The organism is Duganella sp. Root1480D1, assembly GCF_001427305.1.
In the GTDB taxonomy this organism is placed as follows: domain Bacteria; phylum Pseudomonadota; class Gammaproteobacteria; order Burkholderiales; family Burkholderiaceae_D; genus Rugamonas.
Window position 1 is genome coordinate 391,600 of the sequence record NZ_LMFZ01000034.1, and the last position, 17,799, is coordinate 409,398.

Below are 17,799 nucleotides of genomic sequence, written 5' to 3' on the forward strand. Positions count from 1 at the left end.
ATGTATCAAAAAAGGGCCCGGGGGCCCTTCCTTGGTCCTGCCGGCAGGTCAGGCCATGTTCGCCTGGCGGCCACGGCCGGTGGCCAGGACGAACAGCTTCTTGAGCAAGCGGTACACCAGGCGCACGAAGAGCAGCGCCAGGATCGCTTCCACGAAAGTGAGCACGAAGGCCACGGCAGTGTTCCAGCGTTCCGCGCGCAACTTGAACTTGGCCACCATGCTGTCGCGGGTGATTTCGATGCTGTCGTAGAAGGTCGGCACCACCAGCAGGGTCAGCAGGGTGGAAGTGATGGTGCCGCCGATAATGGCCACCGCCATCGGGCGGTAGAACTCACCGCCATCGCCCATGCCGATGGCCACTGGCATCATGCCCGCGATCAGCGCGAAGGTCGTCATCAGGATCGGGCGCAGGCGCATGCGGCCGGCATACATCAGCGCATCTTCGCGACCGTAGCCCTCTTCTTCGCGCTTGCGCGCCGCATCAAGCAGCAGGATGGCGTTCTTGGCCACCAGGCCCATCAGCATGATCACCCCGATAAAGCTCATCAGGTTCAGCGTGCCCCCAGTTAGCAGCAGGCCGACCACCACGCCGATCAGGGACAGCGGCAAGGACAGCATCACCGCGCCCGGCGCCGTAAAGGAGCCGAACTGCATCACCAACACCAGGTACATCAGGCCAATGCCGGACACCAGGGCAATGCCCATCGCGCCGAACACTTCCGCCTGGTCCTTGCCGGAGCCGCCCACGTCCATGCCGAAGCCCGGCGGGTAGTCCATTTGCGTTGCCAGCTTGCGGGCTTCCTCGATCACCTCGCCGTTCGAACGCCCTTCCACGTTGGCCGAGACCGACACCATGCGCTTGCCGTTCTTGTGGCGGATGGTGGCCGGGCCCTTGCCCATCGTGATCTTGGCAATCTGGTCCAGCGGCACCATCTGGTTGGTGCCGGTCACGGCGATTGGCAGGCGCTCGATGTTATCGGGGCTGACGCGATCTTCCGGATGCAGGCGTACTGCCACGTCGCGGGTCTCGCCGGTCGGATCGACCCAATCGCCCACTTCGATACCGGCGAAGGCGACGCGCAGGGATTGCGCCGCATCGCCGGCGGAAATGCCCATCGAGTTGGCCAGGCCTCGGTTCAGCTCAATCTGCAGCTCGTCTTTCGGATCCTGTTCGGACAGGCCGACGTCGACCGCACCTTTGACCTGGCGCAGCTTCTCCATGTACTGGTTGGTGATCTCCATCAGCTTGCGCGAATCCGGGCCGACGAAGTCGATCTGCACCGGCTTGCGGGCGCCGTTGTTGATGTCTTCCAGCACCACGAACTCGCCGCCCACCAGGCCGGCCAGCTTCTGGCGCAGTTCCATGCCGATTTCGGTGGCGTCGCGCTTGCGCTCCTTGCGCTTGCCGATGTCGACCCAGATACGGCCGCCCGACAGGTTGACGTAGGTGCTGGTCGCCTTCACTTCCTTGATGGTGTGGGCGATCTGCGCAGCCTTGTCCATCTTGGTCTTGGTGTAATCGAGGCTGGACGAGGATGGCGTGCGCACGTCGATGGCGATTGTGCCGAAGTCCACTTTAGGCAGGAAGCTCGAGCCGCCCAGGGTACCCTGCAAGAACAGCGCGCCAACAAAGGTTGCCACCGCAATCACTGCCATCCAGCGGCGGTGGTGCAGCGCCCAGGCAATCACCTTGCCGTAGCGATCGGCCTGGTGGTCGAACCAGTGATTGAACTTGTCGAGCACCTTGCCGATGCCCTTCTTCGGCGCGCTGTGGTGATCAGGCGGATCGCCCCAGTAAGCCGACAGCATCGGGTCCAGCGTAAAGGAAATGAACAGCGAAACAGCCACCGAACAGGTCACGGTCAGCGCGAATGGACGGAACCATTCGCCCGGCATGCCGCCCATGAAGGCGACCGGGATGAACACGGCCATGATGGAGAAAGTGGTTGCCGCCACGGCCAGGCCGATTTCGGCCGTGCCTTCCAGCGCTGCCTTGCGGCGATCGGAACCGTTCTGCATATGGCGCACGATGTTTTCACGCACCACGATCGCATCGTCGATCAGCACGCCGATCGCTAGCGACAGGCCGAGCAGGGTCATGAAATTCAGGGTAAAGCCGCACAGCCAGACCGCGATGAAGGCCGCCACCACCGACGTTGGCAGCGACAGCGCGGTGATCAGGGTGGAGCGCCAGGAATTGAGGAAGGCGTACACCACGAAAATGGTCAGCACGGCGCCGAACACCAGCGCCTCGATCACGTTGTTCAGGGAATCCTGCGCGTCTTCGCCGCCGTCGCGCGTGACTTCCAGCGAGGTGCCCTGGCCTTCGTCCTTGAACTCCTTGTTGATCTCGTCGGTCAGCTTGCGTACTGCCTTGGCCACCGATACGGTGGAAGCGTCGCGGGCGCGGATCACGGCCAGGCCGACGTTCGGCTTGCCCGAGCGCAGGCTGACGTTATTGATTTCGGCAAAGCCGTCTTCAATGGTGGCGACCTGGCCCAGGCGCACCAGCTGGTCGCCATTGCGCTTGACCACGATGTCCTTGAATTCTTCCGGACGCTCGATGCGGCCCACCAGGCGGATCGCCTTCTCTTCCAGGTCGCCGCGCACCTTGCCTACCGGGGCATTGGTGTTCTGCATGCGCACCGCATTGGCCACTTCGGCTACCGAGACATTGAACTCGCGCAGCTTGTCGGCGCGCAGCAGCACCGACAGTTCGCGGCGCAGCGAGCCGTTGACGTTGACCACCGCCACGCCATCCAGCGCGCGGTAGCGGTCAGCCAGCTTGTCTTCGGCCAGGCGCGACAGCACGGCGTGCGACTGGGTCTTGGACGACAGCGACATCTGCATGATCGGGTCGGCCGAGGTGTCGATACGCTGGATCATCGGCTCGCGCATCTCGGTCGGCAGCTTGTAGCGCACCGAAGCGATGGCGTTGCGCACCTCGTCGGACGCTTCGATCAGGTTCTTCTGGAACGTGAAGCGCATTTCGATGGTGGCACTGCCCTCGCGCGAGGTCGAGTACAGGTCGGTCACGCCGGCGATCGATTGCAGCGACTTTTCCAGGCGGTTGACCACCTCGCGTTCGACCGTTTCCGGCGAAGCGCCCGGATACGGGATGTTGACGATCAACAGCGGAATCTCGACGTCGGGATTCTGGTTGACGCGCAGCTTGGACAGGGCCAGCAGGCCCATGGCCATCATTGCCACGATCAGCACGATCATGGCGACGGGGCGCTTGATACTGAAATTGGAAAGGAACATGGTTTGGTTTCCCCGGTTGCCCTGGATTGCTATGTTTCTTTTAGTTGCCTTTGACGGCATCGGCCGGCACCGAGGCGGAAGCGACTGCCTTGTTGATCTGCAGGTCGACTTTCTGGCCGTCGCGGAAACCGGAGGCCGGGGTGCGCATCACGATGTCGCCCTTGGACAGGCCGGTCTGCACCTGCCAGTTGCCGCTGCGCGCATCGCGGGCGCCCATCTGGAGCGTGGCTTTGGCCAGGGCCTTGTCCTTGATCTTCCAGACATAGGTAGTGTCGCCTTGCTTGACCAGGGCCGATTCCGGCACCATCAGGGCCGACGTGGTTTCCGCTTCGATGCGGCCTTCGGCAAACAGGCCGGCAACGCGCGGCAGGTTCTTGTCGGCGAAATCGACCAGCACTTCCACCTGGCGGGTGACAGGGTTGGCAGCCGGGTCGACGCGCTTGACCTTGCCCAGGAAATTCTGGCCCGGGTAGCCGTTGATGGCGAACACCACGCCCTGCCCTGCTTTCACCACGCCTACCGAGTCGGCCGAGACGCGGCCCTCAAAGCGCATCGAAGCCGGGTCGACCACTTTCACCAGTTCCTTGCCGATTTGCGCGGTGTCGCCGGCCGAGACTTTACGCTCGGAGACGATGCCGTCGAACGGCGCGCGCACCAGGGTGCGGGTCAGTTGCTGGTTGGCGGCGACCAGGCGGGCCTTGGCGGCCGACAGGTCGGATTGGGCATTGTTACGGCGCACTTCCGCGTCTTCCAGCACCTGGGAGGACACCATACCGGAGGCTTTCAGGGTCTTCTGGCGGGCCAGCACGCGTTCGGCCTGGTCCATCGACTGGGTCGAGGCGCGCACCGCCTCCTGGGCCGAGTTCAGCGCGTCGCGCAAGGAGGTGTCGTCCAGGCGCACCAGCAGGTCGCCTTTTTTCACCGGCTCGCCGTTCTCTTTCAGCACTTGCATGACGACGGCGCCAACTTCGGCGCGCAGGTCGGCCTTGCGCTCAGGCTGGATGGAGCCGGTGACCACCGGGCCGGACGACAGGGCATTGCTTTCCACCGTCACCAGATCTTCAGATGCAACCTGCAGCGTTGCAAGCTTCTTGTCATCGCCCTTGCCTTTCGCGTCGGCAGTCGCCGAAGCGCTGGCCTTGCCGGCTTCAGGCGCCTTGTCGGACTTGCCGCAAGCGACCAGCGCGGATGCAACGGCGAGAGCTAATAGGGTTTTACGCAACATGTGAATCTCCAGTTTGGTGGACGGCTTATTTGAATATTGAATGCATACTTCTGCAGCGTGCAAAAGTATCCTTTTACAGAGGGAGAGTGTCAATTCACCGCGGGCCAGACTGCGGGTTTTTAGGGCTGGACTGCAGGATTCGCGGATGAACCGCAAAAATGAAGACTGAACGGCTGATCCGGATTATTACATTAGTGTAGCAATCCGGATGGATTTGGAGGGGATTAAACGCGGGGGAACAGGGCAAAAATGATGTGGCCCATCGCAATACCGGTGGCCAGGCCGCCGCTGATCTCAATCACGGTATGGCCCATCCGTTCGCGCAGCCATTTGTGGTCCGTGGCATCCTTGGCCAGGCGGTTGATGGCAGCTGCCTGACGGCCGACGTGCTGGCGCAGGCTGTTGGCATCGATGATCACGATGAAGCACAGCGCGACCGCCACGCCGAAAGCCGGGTGGCCGATGCCTTCGCGCAGGGCGATCAGGGTCGCCATGCTGGAGACCACGGCGCTGTGGTTGGATGGGAAACCGCCATTCCCGACCAGGTTGAATGCCCATTTGCGGGCTTTGATACTGTTAATCAGGAATTTGATCGGACCGACAGTAATCCAGGTCAAAACAGGCGTCAGCAGGTAAGCGAGATCCATTTATAGCGTCCTAAGGTGCAATCCCCCATTATAATCGGCGCACTAACAATATTAATAGCAAGCAAAAATGAAGCATTTCAGGATTTCTTTTATTGTCACCATCGTTCTGATGGGGCTGGCCGGCTGGTGGGGCTATAACCATGGCGGCATGTCCGCCGCAATTACCGCGCTGTGGATTACCGGTGTCCTGGGGGTGATGGAAGTCTCCCTCTCGTTTGACAATGCCGTGGTCAACGCCTCGGTGCTCAAGAACTGGAATGCATTCTGGCAGAAGCTGTTCCTGACGGTCGGTATCCTGGTGGCCGTGTTCGGCATGCGTCTGATCTTCCCGCTGGCGATTGTGGCGGCAGCGACCGGGCTGGACATGCTGTCGGTGTGGGATATGGCGCTCAAGACGCCGGAAGAGTATTCGCGCCACCTGCTGGGCGTGCATGAGGAAGTGGCAGCCTTCGGCGGCGCCTTCCTGCTGCTGGTTTTCCTGAATTTCCTGTTCGACGAAGAAAAGGACGTGCACTGGATTCACTGGTTTGAGGAAAAAGTAGGCAAGTACGGCACCGAGAGCCTGGCCGTGCTGCTGACCCTGGTGGCTGTGGTGCTGTGCGTGCAGATGGTGCCGGAGACCAAGCGCTATACCGTGCTCTATTCCGGCGTGATCGGCACCGCGATTTACGTGGGCGTGGGCTGGATCAGCAGCCTGCTGGAAGAAGAAGGCCACGGCGAAGTCGGCAAGGCGGTAGCCGGCGGCTCGATCGGCGGCTTCCTCTACCTGGAAGTGCTGGATGCTTCCTTCTCCTTCGACGGCGTGATCGGCGCCTTTGCCATCACCAGCGACGTGGTGATCATCATGCTGGGCCTGGCGATTGGCGCCATGTACGTGCGTTCGCTGACGGTCTACCTGGTGCACAAGGGCACCCTGGACGAGTTCATTTACCTCGAACACGGCGCGCACTATGCGATCGGCATCCTGGCCCTGATCATGTTCGCCAGCGTGAAGTATCACATTCCGGAGTGGTTCACCGGCCTGTCCGGGGTGGCGTTCATCGGTGTTTCGCTGTGGTCTTCCCTCAAATATAAGAAATCAAATCCCGTGGAGTCTGAATGAGCCGTGTGTTGGTGATTGTTGGCGGCCTGCTGGCCGCCGTGGCGCTGCTGTTTGCAGCGTATGTGTGGATGGCGTTGAGCTATTCGTATTCGGAAGGTGAACGCGCCGGCTACCTGCAGAAGTTTTCCAAGCGCGGGTGGATTTGCAAGACCTGGGAGGGAGAGATCCTGCTGACTTCCATGCCGGGCGCGATTCCGGAAAAGTTTGAATTTACCGTGCGGGACGATGCGGTGGCGGCACAGATCGGCGCGGCGGCGGGCAAGCGGGTGGTGCTGCATTATGCGCAGCATAAGGGGGTGCCGACTTCGTGCTTTGGCGATACCCAGTACTTTGTTGAGTCGGTGAGCGTTCAGCCGTAACCACCAAACCGGTAAACCAGTGTCAGACCCGCAGGGTCTGACACTATCTCGCGGCGGCCGCGGGCCGGGTGTCTGACCCTGCGGGTCAGACACCGGTTTACCGGTTTTAGCGGCCGCGCCACACGGCGCCGGCAGTATCCTTCAGGCGCCCAATCACATCGCGCGCCATGGTTTCAGAATGCTCATCGGCCGGATGCGCCGCCTTATCCTCCATCGCGGTCAGCATATTCTGCGCCGCATGCTGGCGGCGCGACTCCTGCTCCAGCAGCTTCTTCTTCGACTCCACCATCGCCGCAGTCGTCGCGGTCACACGGCGCTGCAGCTCGGCATGGGCATGAACGGTATCGACCAGGGTCTTCTGCTCCGCCAGCTTGGCCCACTCCGCCTCATTTGCAGCCACCTCGGCCGCCTCACGCTGGCGCGCTACTTCAACCAACTGTTCCTCGGCATCCGCGCGCGCCTTGGCCGCAGCGGCCGCCTTCTTCTCCAGCTCCACGCGCACCTCGATCGCCTTCGCCGCGCGCACCTCGGCTGCATTGGCCGCGCGCTGCTGCACCAGTTTCTGGTCGATCAGCGCCAGGGTATCGCGCTCCTTGGCCACGAATTCCAGTTCGGACTTGAGCAGCGACTCCTCCGCCGCAACGCGGGCCTGCTCGGCCTTGGTACGCTCAGCCTGCGCCTTGACCAGCTCACCGGCCAGGCGTGCCTGGGCGGCAGCGGCTTCGGCAGCGGCGGCCTTGTTCGCCGCGTCGTACTCAACCTGCTCGGCCATTGCGCGCACGGCGGCGGCTTCCTGTTCGGCTGCCACCTGCAGGCGGGCATCGGCAGCGGCCTTGCGACGCGCTTCGGCCGCACCGGCGCGTTCGGCATCGACCCGCGCCTTGGCCGCCGCAGTCGCCACTTCTTCAGCGGCGATGCGCTCGCTCATGGCAGCCATTGCCGCCTGTTCGGCTTCAGCACGGCCACGTTCGGCTTCCGCCAGGCGGGCATTGATGGCATCCAGGGCCGCCTGCTCCGCCTCGGCGCGGGCACGCTCGGCATCGGCCAGGCGCACGGCGGCGGCGGCTTTTTCCTGGGCCAGGGCATTGGCATGTTCGGCCGCGGCCATTTGGACAGCCACGGCATCGCGTTCGATCTTTTCGGCGGATGCCTGTTCGGCCGCCACGGTGATGGAGCGCGCTGACAGTTCCTTGCGCTCGGCGGCGATGGCGGCTGCGCGCTGGTGTTCTTCGGCTTCGATGCGGGCCTGCTCGGCGGCAGCCTGCTCGGCCTGTTCGCGCAGCTTGGCCTGCTCCAGCGCCACCGCTTCCGCTTCCAGGCGGGCACGGGTTTCGAAATCGGCTTGCTGCTCGGCTTCCACGCGCGCCATGGCGATGGCGTGCAGTTGGCGGTCGGAGTCGACGCGGCGCTCGGTGGCGGCAATGATCTGTAAGTCGGCATCGCGGCGCGCCTGGGCGGCGCCGGCAGCCATGGCTTCGACCCGTTCGCGATGCAGGGCGGCGTCGCGGATTTCTTTTTCAGTCTGCAGGCGCAGGTGCAGCGACTGGGCGGCGCTGCGGTCGGATTCCGCCTTGGCCAGGGCGATCTGTTCGCGCTCCTGCTCCAGGTGGGCCAGGGCGCGGGCTTCTTCCAGCGCGCGCACTTCGGCGGCGGCGCGCTTGAAGGCCGCTTCCAGCGCTACCTGGTCGGCACGCTCGCGCTGGCGGGTCGCTTCCAGCGCTTCGGCTTCGGTGTTGGCCAGTTGTTCGGCGGTCATGCGGGCAGCGTGGGCCTGGCGCTCGCGCTCACGGGCGATGGCGGCCATGCGGGCGTCGGCGGATGCCACGCCCACCACTTCGTCGCGGGCGGCCTGCACGGCGGCGGCACGCTCGACGGCTTGCATACGGGCTTGTTCGGCCTGGACGGCCAGATCTTCGGCGGCCTTGCTGGCCATCTCGGTCAGCTTGGCTTCTTCGGCGACCTGTTCGGCGGCGCGGCGGCGGCCTTCTTCTTCCGCCTTGGCGCGCTGTTCGGCGGCCAGGCGCACCTGGATGTCGGCATCGACGCGGGCGCGCAGTTCGGCGGTCTCCTGCTTGACGGCTTCCAGGCGGGCCACACTGGCGGAGGCGGCGGCGCGCAGGGTTTCCAGGCGCTCCTTGTTGACTTTGATGGCTTCTTCGGCAGCTTCGGCGTTCTGGACTGCCGCTGCAGCGGCTGCCGATTCGAGTGCGGCGCGGTCTTCAGCCAAGGCGCGGGCGCGGGCTTCGGCCACGGCGCGCGATTCGGCGGCGCACTGGGCTTTTGCTTCGGCTTCGACGCGGGCGATCGCTTCGGTGATCGCCTTCAGCTCGGCTTTCTCATGCTCAGCACGGTCGCTGGCGACGGTGTCGGTGTTTGGCGGCAGTTGTGCTTGCATGAGGATCTCGCTTGGCTTTTAGGGTGATGTTGCCATTATCGATGAGTCCAGCAGGGGCGAAGCTCGCGAGCAAGGCGGGAAAATCCCGCCAATTCTCGCGTTTTACCAGTTAAACCGGCCAGAGGGGAGGCTCGTCCATCAGCGCGATCTGTTCGCGCAATTCGAGGATACGATCTTGCCAGTATCGTTGTGTATTAAACCACGGAAAAGCCACCGGGAACGCCGGATCGTCCCAACGCCGCGCCAGCCAGGCCGAGTAGTGGATAAGGCGCAACGTGCGCAGGGCTTCCACCAGGTAGAGCTCGCGCGGGTCGAATTCGCGCATGTCCTCGTACCCGGCCAGGATATCGCCCATCTGGCGCACCATGTCGCTGCGCTCGCCGGACAGCATCATCCATAAGTCCTGCACGGCCGGGCCCATGCGGGCATCGTCGAAGTCGACGAAATGCGGGCCGGCATCGGTCCACAAAACATTGCCGCCATGACAATCCCCATGCAGGCGGATCAACTCCACCTGCCCTGCCCGCTCATAGCAGCGCCGCACGCCGTCCAGGGCCTGGTCGACCACCGAACGCCAGGGCGTGACCAGTTCCGGCGGCAGGAAGTCGTTGGCCAGCAGCCAGTCGCGCGGCTCTGCGCCGAAGGAAGCTGCATCCAGCGTGGGGCGCGTGGCAAACGGACGCGCCGCGCCGGCCGCGTGAATACGGCCGATAAAGCGGCCGGTCCATTCCAGCACCTTGGGGTCGTCCATTTCCGGTGCCCGCCCGCCATGGCGCGGGAAGACTGCGAAGCGGAAGCCCTCGAATGCATGCAGGGTACGGCCGTCGCGCTCCAGCGCAGGCACGGCAGGAACCTCGCGTTCCTGAAGCTCCTGCACGAAGGCATGCTCCTCCAGGATCTGCTCGTCGCTCCAGCGTCCGGGGCGGTAAAACTTGGCCACCAGCGGCGGCCCCTCCTCCATGCCCACCTGGTAGACACGGTTTTCATAGGAATTCAGCGCCAGCAGGCGGCCATCGCCATACAGGCCGATGCTGGCCAGGGCGTCGAGTACCCGGTCCGGGCTCAAATCGAAGAATGGGTGCGTCATTCTCGCTATTGTAAGGGCCAGGGCGTATACTGTCGCCCTTCGACCCAATATATTGAGCACCAAGCCATGCAACTCGACCAGCCATTGACCGACAAAGAATTCGACGAACTCGACAACTTCCTGCTGGGCGACCAGAGCCCGGAGGATTCCATGACAATGGACCACCTGCATGGCTACCTGACCGCCATCGCCATCGGCCCGGAGCCGATCACACCGGCGGAATGGCTGCCCAGCATCTGGGGCGAAGACCGCAAGGATGGCCCGAAGTTCAAGAATCCCAAGCAGGAAGAGCGCATCTACAACCTGATCACCCGCTTCATGAACGAAGTGCTGGTGACCTTTGAAGTGGCGCCGAAAGAGTTCGAGCCGCTGTTCGTCGAGCACGAGCACGAAGGCAAGGTCCTGCTGAACGCCGAAGCCTGGTGCTGGGGCTTCTGGGAAGGCATGGAACTGCGCGAAGGTTCCTGGGACGAGATCTGGGATTCCGAAGCGGCGCCGCTGATGCGCCCGATCTACCTGCTGGGCGCCGACGAGATCAAGCCGGAAGAACTGCCGGAAGTGGAAGACCCGGTGAAAGCCCACCAACTGGCACTGGATATCGAAGCCAACCTGCCAGCCATCCACAAATGGTGGGTACCGCGCCGCAAGACCGGCGTGACCACCGTCAAGCACGAAGAGCCGAAGGTCGGCCGCAACGACGACTGCCCATGCGGCAGCGGCAAGAAGTACAAGAAGTGCCACGGCGCCGAACAATAAGCGCCAAGCTTCCTGAAAGCCCGCCAAGCGCGGGCTTTTTAAGGTCTTTACTCTAAACCTGGCGCAAGGCCGCTGCCATAATTGCGAGCCTGACCATAGAGGAGAGACCCATGAGCATTCCCGATCTGGAAACAGTCACCATCAGCGTCGACGCCCACATCGCCACCGTGCGGCTGAACCGGCCGGAAAAAATGAACGCCATGAACCTGGCCATGTGGCACGACATCCGCAGCGCATTCCGCTACGTGGACGATACGCCCGAGATCCGCGTAGCGGTGCTGGAAGGCGAAGGCAAGGCCTTCACGGCGGGGATCGACCTGCAGATGATGATGGGCCTGGGCCAGCAGATCCGGAACGACTGCGATGGCCGCATGCGAGAATCCCTGCGCCGCATCATCCTCGACCTGCAGGACACCCTGACCAGCCTGGAACGCTGCCGCAAGCCGGTCCTGGCATCGGTGCACGGCGCCTGCGTCGGCGGCGGCATCGACCTGGTCACCTGTGCCGACATGCGCTATTGCTCGGCAGATGCCTGGTTCTCGATCAAGGAAATCGATATCGGCATGACGGCCGACGTGGGCACCTTGCAGCGCCTGCCGCGCCTGATCGGCGAAGGCATGGCGCGCGAACTGGCCTACACCGCACGCAAGGTTGACGCCGCCGAAGCCAAAGAAATCCGCCTGGTGAACCGCGTGTTCGAATCGCCGGAAGCGCTACGCGAAGGCGTCCGCGCGATTGCCGCCGACATCGCATCCAAGGCCCCGCTGGCCGTGCGCGGCGTGAAAGAGATGATCACCTACGCCCGCGACCACTCGATCGCCGACGGCCTCACTTACAACGCCACCTGGAACGCCGCCATGCTGATGTCGGCCGACCTGCAGGAAGCCATGATGTCCAGCATGGCCAAACGCGCCCCGGCCTTCAAGGACTAGACACGGGCTCTGCTGTATTTACAGCTTGATGAAGTTTTCGCGGTAGTACTTCAGTTCTTCGATCGATTCGACGATGTCGGCCAGCGCGGTGTGCTTTTGTGCTTTCTTGAAGCCGGCGACCATTTCCGGCTTCCAGCGGCGGCCCAGTTCTTTCAGGGTCGAGACGTCGATATTGCGATAGTGGAAGAAGGCCTCCAGCTTCGGCATGTACTTGACCATGAAGCGGCGGTCCTGACCGATGGTATTGCCGCACATTGGCGATTTGCCGTTCGGGACCCATTGGCGCATGAAGGCAATCAGTTCGGCTTCAGCCTGGGCTTCGCTCACGGTCGACGCTTTCACGCGGTCGATCAGGCCGGAACGGCCGTGGGTGCCTTTGTTCCAGGCGTCCATCTTGTCCAGCGTTTCGTCCGACTGGTGGATCGCCAGCACCGGGCCTTCGGCCAGCACGTTCAGGTGCATGTCGGTGACCACCATTGCCACTTCGATAATGCGGTCGGTCTCAGGCTCCAGGCCGGTCATCTCCATATCGACCCAAACCAGGTTCATCTCATTCGGGCGTTGTGGGGTGGCTGGGGTTGCTGGGGTTGCTGGGGTGTCGTTCGCTTGTGACATAATTCTCTCTAAGACAATATAAGGCAGGTTAATCCGCCATTTTCTCACAGGCACAGAATGTATTCACACGCGTTTTCGTTTTTGTTCATTGCATTTTTAACATCATCCCTGCTGGTGCGCTTCTGGCTGGCCTCGCGCCAAATTCGCCACGTGCTGCAGCACCGCCACGCGGTTCCCGCTGATTTCGCGGAAAAAATCTCGCTGATGGCACACCAGAAGGCTGCGGCATACACGGTGGCACGCACCAAGCTTGGCCTGGTTGACCTCATGTTCAGCGCGATCATGCTGGTCTGCTTTACCTTGCTGGGCGGCCTGCAATGGCTGTCCGTCACCATTTTCAAGCTGACCGATGGCGGCATGGTCTACCAGCTTGGCCTGCTGGCCTCCTTCGCGCTGATCACCAGCATTCTGGACCTGCCCCTCAGTTACTACCGCCAGTTTGTACTGGAGCAGCGCTTTGGCTTCAACCGCATGGGCAAGGGCTTGTTCTTCCAGGACTTCGCCAAGGAGTTGGGCTTGTCCCTGGCGCTGATGCTGCCGCTGGCCTGGATTGTGCTGGAACTGATGGCCAAGGCCGGCACCCTGTGGTGGCTGTATGCGTGGGGCGCCATCGCCGCCTACAACCTGCTGATCCAGGCAATTGCGCCCACAGTCATCATGCCCCTGTTTAACAAGTTCACGCCACTGGCCGACGAGGCGCTGACTGCGCGCATCAATGGCCTGGCCCAGCGCGTGTCGTTTGCATCGCGCGGCCTGTTCGTGATGGATGGCTCCAAGCGCAGCACCAAGTCGAATGCCTACTTCTCCGGCTTTGGCCGCACCAAGCGCATCGTGTTCTACGACACCCTGATCGAGCGCCTGGCGCCGCAGGAAATCGAGGCCGTGCTGGCGCATGAATTGGGTCACTTCAAGCTGAAGCACGTGGCCAAGGGTCTCGCCATCATGCTGGCGCTGCTGCTGCCGATGCTGGCCTTGCTGGGCTACCTGAAAACCCAGCTCTGGTTCTACACCGGCCTGGGCGTCAACCCCATCATCGTGCCGGGCCAAAGCAACGACGCGCTGGCGCTGCTGCTGTTCTTGCTGACCTTGCCAATATTCACCTTCCTGTTTGCGCCGCTGTTCTCGATCGGCTCGCGCAAGCATGAATTCGAAGCCGATGCATTCGCCGTCAAGCACACCAATTCGCGCGACCTGGTTTCGGCACTGGTCAAGATGTTCGACGACAATGCATCAACCCTGACGCCCGACCCGCTGCATTCGGCCTTCTACGATTCGCATCCACCCGCCAGCGTGCGGATCCGTCAACTCAACCTGGCGGCATCTCAATGACTGCAAATATCCACACCGCGGCCGACCTGCGTGCCCTGCGCTGCGGCCACCAGACGCAAGCCCTGGATGCAGCCGAAGCGCTGCGCCTGTGCCAATTGCTGGATGGCTGGAGCATGGCCAGCGGCAAACTGGTGAACACCTTCGGCTTCAACAACTACTACGAGACCATGGCCTTCGTGAATGCGCTGGCCTACATCTCCCACCGCGAAGACCATCATCCCGAGCTGGTGGTGGGCTACAAGACTTGCCAGGTGCGCTATGACACGCACTCGGTCAACGGCTTGTCGATCAACGATTTCATTTGCGCCGCCAAGGCCGATGCACTGGGCCAGGCATGAGCAAGGGAACCAAACGCACCGGCACCATCATCGCAGCGCACGGCCGCCACTACCTGGCGGAAGCGGAAGGCCAGCGCCTGCAATGCGTCACGCGCGGCAAAAAGACCAATGTGGCGGTCGGCGATTTCGTCGACCTGACCCTGACCTCGCCCGACCAGGCGGTGATCGACAAGATCCAGGAGCGCAAGACGCTGCTGTACCGCTCCGACCAGTACAAATCCAAGCTGCTGGCCGCCAATGTGGACCAACTGTTCATCGTGGTTGCGACCGAACCAAGCTTCTCGGACGACCTGGTGTCGCGCGCCCTGGTGGCGGCGGAGGCGGCCGGCATCCACGTGCGCCTGCTGCTGAACAAGGTCGACGTGACCGACATGCTGGAGCACGCACGCAAGCGCCTGCAGGTGTATTCGGCCATGGGCTATGAAGTGATCGAAGTGTCGGCCACTGGCCAGCCGGAGCAGACCGACGCCGCCCTGGCGCCGCTGCTGCAGGGGCATTCCTCGATCCTGATCGGCCAGTCCGGCATGGGCAAGTCTTCCCTGATCAACATCCTGGTGCCGGACGCCGATATCGCCACCCGCGAGATCAGCGAGGCGCTCGATACCGGCAAGCACACCACCACCTTTACCCGCCTGTACCACGTGGGCCCCGATTCGAGCGTGATCGATTCGCCGGGCTTCCAGGAGTTTGGGCTGTACCACCTGAGCGAAGGCATGCTGGAGCGCGCCTTCCGCGATTTCCAGCCGTATCTTGGTAGCTGCCGCTTCTACAACTGCCGGCACCTGAGCGAGCCGCAATGCGCGGTGCTGGAGGCGGTCAACGAAGGCAAGATCGCGAAAATGCGGCATACGCTTTACGGCCAGTTGTTGCACGAGTCCTCGCAAACGCTTTATTGACGGGACGCCAATGCAGCTTCTGTTTGTCGATGACGATGCCGTTGCGCAGTGGGAGCTGGAGCTCCTGCCCTTGCGTGGCATTGCGCGGCTTCCGGTGCTGCTGCCCCTGGCCTGGCACCTGCGCCAGCGCGACGGCAAGCGTGCGCAGGAGCTGGCGCGCGAAGCGGCTGCCCTGCTGCCCTCGGCCCACCTGCCGGACGATGCGCGCGCTTCCCTGGAAGCGCGGCTGCAGCTGGTGGACGGTGAAATCCGCTGGCTGCTGGGCGAACTCGATGTCGCCGCCAACCTGGCTTCGCGCGCATTGCAGGTGTTCGAAGCGCAGGAAGACAATACGGGCCGCGCCGACGCGCACTGGCTGAAAGCGTGGATCTCGGTCGACCGCGGCAACCACGGGCAGCGCGACGCCGAACTGGAAGCCTGCGCCAACGCGGCCCACGCGGCGGGCGATGAACAGCGTGCCGCCATTGCAGATGCAGTCCAGGCGCGCTGGGCAGCCTTGCGCGACCTGCACGCCGCCACCAAGCGCTGGGGTCTGCGTTTCGACCTGTCCCAGGACGTGCCGCCCAGCGTCGACTGCTGGATCAACGATTTCTTCGCCATTGCAGCCAGCCAGGCAGGCGACATCGGCAATTCGGCCGGCTTCTACATCCGCAGCTACGAAGCAGCGCTGGAAACCGGCCAGGTCCGCGCTGCCGCCACCGCCGCCACCAATATCGCGGAAAAGTTCTCGCAACTGAACGATCACCACTCTGGCCTGGATTGGATGCAACGCGCCATGGAGCTGACCAAGCCGACCGGCTGGCCGCGCAGCATCGGCTCCTGCCTGGTGCACACGGCGGACATCGTGCGCCGCCTGGGCCGGCTGGACGCAGCGGAAGAATTGCTGCGCGAAGCGCTGGTGATCCTGGCGCCGCAGGCCAATGGCAGAACCTACGCCATCGCCTTGCAGCACCTGGGGGAATTATGCCTGGACAAAAAAGATTATGGAGAGGCGCTGGACGCCTTCCAGCGCCTGTCGGAACGCGCCGAAGCGCTGCAACAGGGCGACTTCAAGATCGTGGCCCTGCGCGGCCAGGCCCACGCCCTGTGCTTCCTCAATCGTTCACTGGAAGCGCTGGACATGGCGCTGCTGGCGGTGGATCGCGCCGCCCGCCACCACAACGCCTTCCACCATATCGCGGCGCTGCGCGTGCTGGCCCTGATCCATGGCCAGCTCCAGTTGTCGGCGCCGCCCGGCATGCAGGCGCCGAACGCCCGCCTGCATTACCTGCACCAGGCGCTGGAGGCGGCGCAAACCATCCAGGGCTACACGGTGCCGGGCGACCTGTACGACGCGCTGGGTGCCGAATATGCGCGCCTGGGCGATTTTGCCCGGGCCTATGAAATGGCTACCGCCGCCAGCGCGGCGCGCGAAAAGACCCACACGCTGGAAGCCACCAGCCGCGCCATCGCCATGCAGGTGCACCACCAGACGGAGCAAGCGCGCGCGGAGGGCCTGCACCACCGCGAACTGGCCATGTCCGAAGCGCGCCGCGCCGAAGTGCTGCAGCAGACCAGCAAGCTGCTGGAGCGCCTGTCCGCCATCGGCCAGGAAATCACCACCCACCTCGATGCCGGCGCCGTATTCCAGGCACTGGACCGCCATGCCCACGCCCTGCTGTCGGCCAATACCTTCGCGGTCTACCTGGTCGATGCTTCCGGCCGCCAACTGGAGCGCGCCTTTGGCGTGGAAGCCGGACAAGCCCTGCCCCGCAACGCGATCCCGCTCGACCACCCCACCGCCTATACCGCGCAATGCCTGCGCGAGCGGCGCGAGGTCTATATCGACCAGGTACCGTCCGAGCGCGACAGCCTGGTCACGCCCGGCACGGCAGCCAGCCGCAGCGCATTGTATGTGCCGCTGCTGGTGGGCGAACGCGCGCTGGGCGTGATGACGGCGCAAGCCATGCATGCCAATGCCTATGGTGAACGGGAGCGCCTGATCTTCCGTACCCTGTGCGCCTACGGCGCCATCGCCCTCGACAACGCACTGGCCTATATGCAGCTGCAGGAAGCGCAGTCGCAACTGGTGTCGCAGCAAAAGCTGGCCGCCCTCGGCGCGCTGATGGCCGGCGTGGCGCATGAACTGAATACGCCGATCGGCAACAGCCTGCTGATTGCCAGCACGCTGGAACAGAAAACCACCGAGCTGGAAGAGGTCATCAACGGCCGTGGCCTGCGCAAGTCGGAACTGCTGACCTTCATCGACGATGCGCGCAAGGCGTCCACCCTGGTAATGCGCGGGCTGCATAGCGCGGCCGACCTGGTTTCGAGCTTCAAGCAGGTGGCGGTCGACCGCACCACCGAGCAGCGGCGCATCTTCAACCTGCACCAGGTGACGCACGAGGTGGTGGCGACTGTAATGAACCGCATCCGCAAGGACGGCCACTCGATGGAGTTCGAGGTGCCGGAGATGGTCATGCTGGACAGCTATCCAGGCCCCTTCGGCCAGGTCATCACCAATTTGATCAACAACGCCCTGCTGCATGCCTTCGACGGCCGCCAAGGCGGCCAACTGCGCCTGGTGGCCACGACGCCGGCGCAAGGCCGCGTGCTGATATCATTCAGTGACGACGGCGGCGGCATCGCGCCGGAGAACCTGACGCGCATTTTCGACCCGTTTTTCACCACCAAACTGGGGCAAGGCGGCTCGGGACTGGGGTTATCAATCAGTTACAACATCGTCACGTCCCTGCTGGGCGGCCAGATCGCCGTCGACAGCGGCAACGCAGGCACCACCTTCACCCTGGACCTGCCGTTATCAGCGCCAAGGCATGACCCCGAACGCCCGGCCACGATTTATTGAAATGCCCGT

At 63.3% G+C, this 17,799-nt stretch carries 14 protein-coding genes; 8 read left to right on the forward strand and 6 right to left on the reverse strand.

Going from position 1 to position 17,799, the window contains the following annotated elements; genetic code table 11:
* Positions 1-48: 48 nt before the first annotated feature.
* From ASD58_RS22760 to ASD58_RS22770, 3 genes are all read right to left on the reverse strand, one after another.
* Positions 49-3,264, reverse strand: a complete 3,216-nt coding sequence (locus tag ASD58_RS22760; protein ID WP_057263490.1) for an efflux RND transporter permease subunit — start codon at positions 3,262-3,264, stop codon at positions 49-51.
* Positions 3,265-3,304: 40 nt separating this feature from the next.
* Complete coding sequence (locus ASD58_RS22765; RefSeq protein WP_057263491.1) at positions 3,305-4,489, reverse strand: efflux RND transporter periplasmic adaptor subunit; 1,185 nt, start codon at positions 4,487-4,489, stop codon at positions 3,305-3,307.
* Between the two features lie 224 nt (positions 4,490-4,713).
* Complete coding sequence (locus ASD58_RS22770) at positions 4,714-5,136, reverse strand: divergent PAP2 family protein (protein WP_057263492.1); 423 nt, start codon at positions 5,134-5,136, stop codon at positions 4,714-4,716.
* A 67-nt stretch (positions 5,137-5,203) separates the two neighbouring features.
* On the opposite strand from ASD58_RS22770, the gene ASD58_RS22775 reads away from it, so the two are divergent.
* Together ASD58_RS22775 and ASD58_RS22780 are read left to right on the forward strand one after the other, a co-directional pair.
* A complete protein-coding gene (locus tag ASD58_RS22775; protein ID WP_057263493.1) occupies positions 5,204-6,238 on the forward strand; it encodes a DUF475 domain-containing protein in 1,035 nt (344 codons plus the stop codon).
* Entirely contained in the window at positions 6,235-6,597 is a 363-nt protein-coding gene (locus ASD58_RS22780; RefSeq protein ID WP_057263494.1) for a hypothetical protein, read from the forward strand. The genes ASD58_RS22775 and ASD58_RS22780 overlap by 4 nt, the downstream gene beginning before the upstream one ends.
* A 106-nt stretch (positions 6,598-6,703) precedes the next feature.
* Here ASD58_RS22780 and ASD58_RS22785 read toward each other — a convergent pair whose 3' ends face one another.
* Both ASD58_RS22785 and ASD58_RS22790 read right to left on the reverse strand, forming a co-directional pair.
* Positions 6,704-8,992 carry a hypothetical protein gene (locus tag ASD58_RS22785; RefSeq protein WP_057263495.1) on the reverse strand — a complete coding sequence of 763 codons (2,289 nt, stop codon included), beginning with the start codon at positions 8,990-8,992 and terminating at the stop codon, positions 6,704-6,706.
* Between the two features lie 109 nt (positions 8,993-9,101).
* Positions 9,102-10,079, reverse strand: a complete 978-nt coding sequence (locus ASD58_RS22790; RefSeq protein ID WP_057263496.1) for a serine/threonine protein kinase — start codon at positions 10,077-10,079, stop codon at positions 9,102-9,104.
* A gap of 66 nt (positions 10,080-10,145) precedes the next feature.
* On the opposite strand from ASD58_RS22790, the gene ASD58_RS22795 reads away from it, so the two are divergent.
* Together ASD58_RS22795 and ASD58_RS22800 are read left to right on the forward strand one after the other, a co-directional pair.
* Positions 10,146-10,835: a UPF0149 family protein gene (locus ASD58_RS22795; RefSeq protein ID WP_057263497.1), complete on the forward strand. Its 690-nt coding sequence runs from the start codon at positions 10,146-10,148 to the stop codon at positions 10,833-10,835.
* A gap of 110 nt (positions 10,836-10,945) precedes the next feature.
* Entirely contained in the window at positions 10,946-11,767 is an 822-nt protein-coding gene (locus tag ASD58_RS22800) for a crotonase/enoyl-CoA hydratase family protein (RefSeq protein ID WP_229210066.1), read from the forward strand.
* Positions 11,768-11,785: 18 nt separating this feature from the next.
* Here ASD58_RS22800 and orn read toward each other — a convergent pair whose 3' ends face one another.
* Positions 11,786-12,382 carry an oligoribonuclease gene (gene orn / locus ASD58_RS22805; RefSeq protein ID WP_200951655.1) on the reverse strand — a complete coding sequence of 199 codons (597 nt, stop codon included), beginning with the start codon at positions 12,380-12,382 and terminating at the stop codon, positions 11,786-11,788.
* Between the two features lie 57 nt (positions 12,383-12,439).
* Here orn and ASD58_RS22810 point away from each other — a divergent pair, with 57 nt between their 5' ends.
* From ASD58_RS22810 to ASD58_RS22825, 4 genes are read left to right on the forward strand one after another with little or no spacing between them, the layout of a single operon-like run.
* Complete coding sequence (locus tag ASD58_RS22810; protein WP_057263499.1) at positions 12,440-13,711, forward strand: M48 family metallopeptidase; 1,272 nt, start codon at positions 12,440-12,442, stop codon at positions 13,709-13,711.
* Positions 13,708-14,049 (forward strand): 4a-hydroxytetrahydrobiopterin dehydratase, encoded by a 342-nt coding sequence (locus ASD58_RS22815; protein ID WP_057263500.1) that lies wholly within the window; start codon positions 13,708-13,710, stop codon positions 14,047-14,049. The genes ASD58_RS22810 and ASD58_RS22815 overlap by 4 nt, the downstream gene beginning before the upstream one ends.
* A complete protein-coding gene (gene rsgA / locus ASD58_RS22820; RefSeq protein WP_057263501.1) occupies positions 14,046-14,945 on the forward strand; it encodes a ribosome small subunit-dependent GTPase A in 900 nt (299 codons plus the stop codon). The genes ASD58_RS22815 and rsgA overlap by 4 nt, the downstream gene beginning before the upstream one ends.
* 10 nt (positions 14,946-14,955) lie before the next feature.
* Positions 14,956-17,790, forward strand: coding sequence for an ATP-binding protein (locus tag ASD58_RS22825; protein WP_057263502.1), 2,835 nt, complete (start codon positions 14,956-14,958; stop codon positions 17,788-17,790).
* Positions 17,791-17,799 lie beyond the last annotated feature (9 nt).

Bases quoted from the DNA above. Each gene is read 5' to 3' on its own strand.
- ASD58_RS22760 (WP_057263490.1), bottom strand. From the start codon at position 3,264: ATGTTCCTTTCCAATTTCAGTATCAAGCGCCCCGTCGCCATGATCGTG.
- ASD58_RS22765 (WP_057263491.1), bottom strand. From the start codon at position 4,489: ATGTTGCGTAAAACCCTATTAGCTCTCGCCGTTGCATCCGCGCTGGTC.
- ASD58_RS22770 (WP_057263492.1), bottom strand. From the start codon at position 5,136: ATGGATCTCGCTTACCTGCTGACGCCTGTTTTGACCTGGATTACTGTC.
- ASD58_RS22775 (WP_057263493.1), top strand. From the start codon at position 5,204: ATGAAGCATTTCAGGATTTCTTTTATTGTCACCATCGTTCTGATGGGG.
- ASD58_RS22780 (WP_057263494.1), top strand. From the start codon at position 6,235: ATGAGCCGTGTGTTGGTGATTGTTGGCGGCCTGCTGGCCGCCGTGGCG.
- ASD58_RS22785 (WP_057263495.1), bottom strand. From the start codon at position 8,992: ATGCAAGCACAACTGCCGCCAAACACCGACACCGTCGCCAGCGACCGT.
- ASD58_RS22790 (WP_057263496.1), bottom strand. From the start codon at position 10,079: ATGACGCACCCATTCTTCGATTTGAGCCCGGACCGGGTACTCGACGCC.
- ASD58_RS22795 (WP_057263497.1), top strand. From the start codon at position 10,146: ATGCAACTCGACCAGCCATTGACCGACAAAGAATTCGACGAACTCGAC.
- ASD58_RS22800 (WP_229210066.1), top strand. From the start codon at position 10,946: ATGAGCATTCCCGATCTGGAAACAGTCACCATCAGCGTCGACGCCCAC.
- orn (WP_200951655.1), bottom strand. From the start codon at position 12,382: ATGTCACAAGCGAACGACACCCCAGCAACCCCAGCAACCCCAGCCACC.
- ASD58_RS22810 (WP_057263499.1), top strand. From the start codon at position 12,440: ATGTATTCACACGCGTTTTCGTTTTTGTTCATTGCATTTTTAACATCA.
- ASD58_RS22815 (WP_057263500.1), top strand. From the start codon at position 13,708: ATGACTGCAAATATCCACACCGCGGCCGACCTGCGTGCCCTGCGCTGC.
- rsgA (WP_057263501.1), top strand. From the start codon at position 14,046: ATGAGCAAGGGAACCAAACGCACCGGCACCATCATCGCAGCGCACGGC.
- ASD58_RS22825 (WP_057263502.1), top strand. From the start codon at position 14,956: ATGCAGCTTCTGTTTGTCGATGACGATGCCGTTGCGCAGTGGGAGCTG.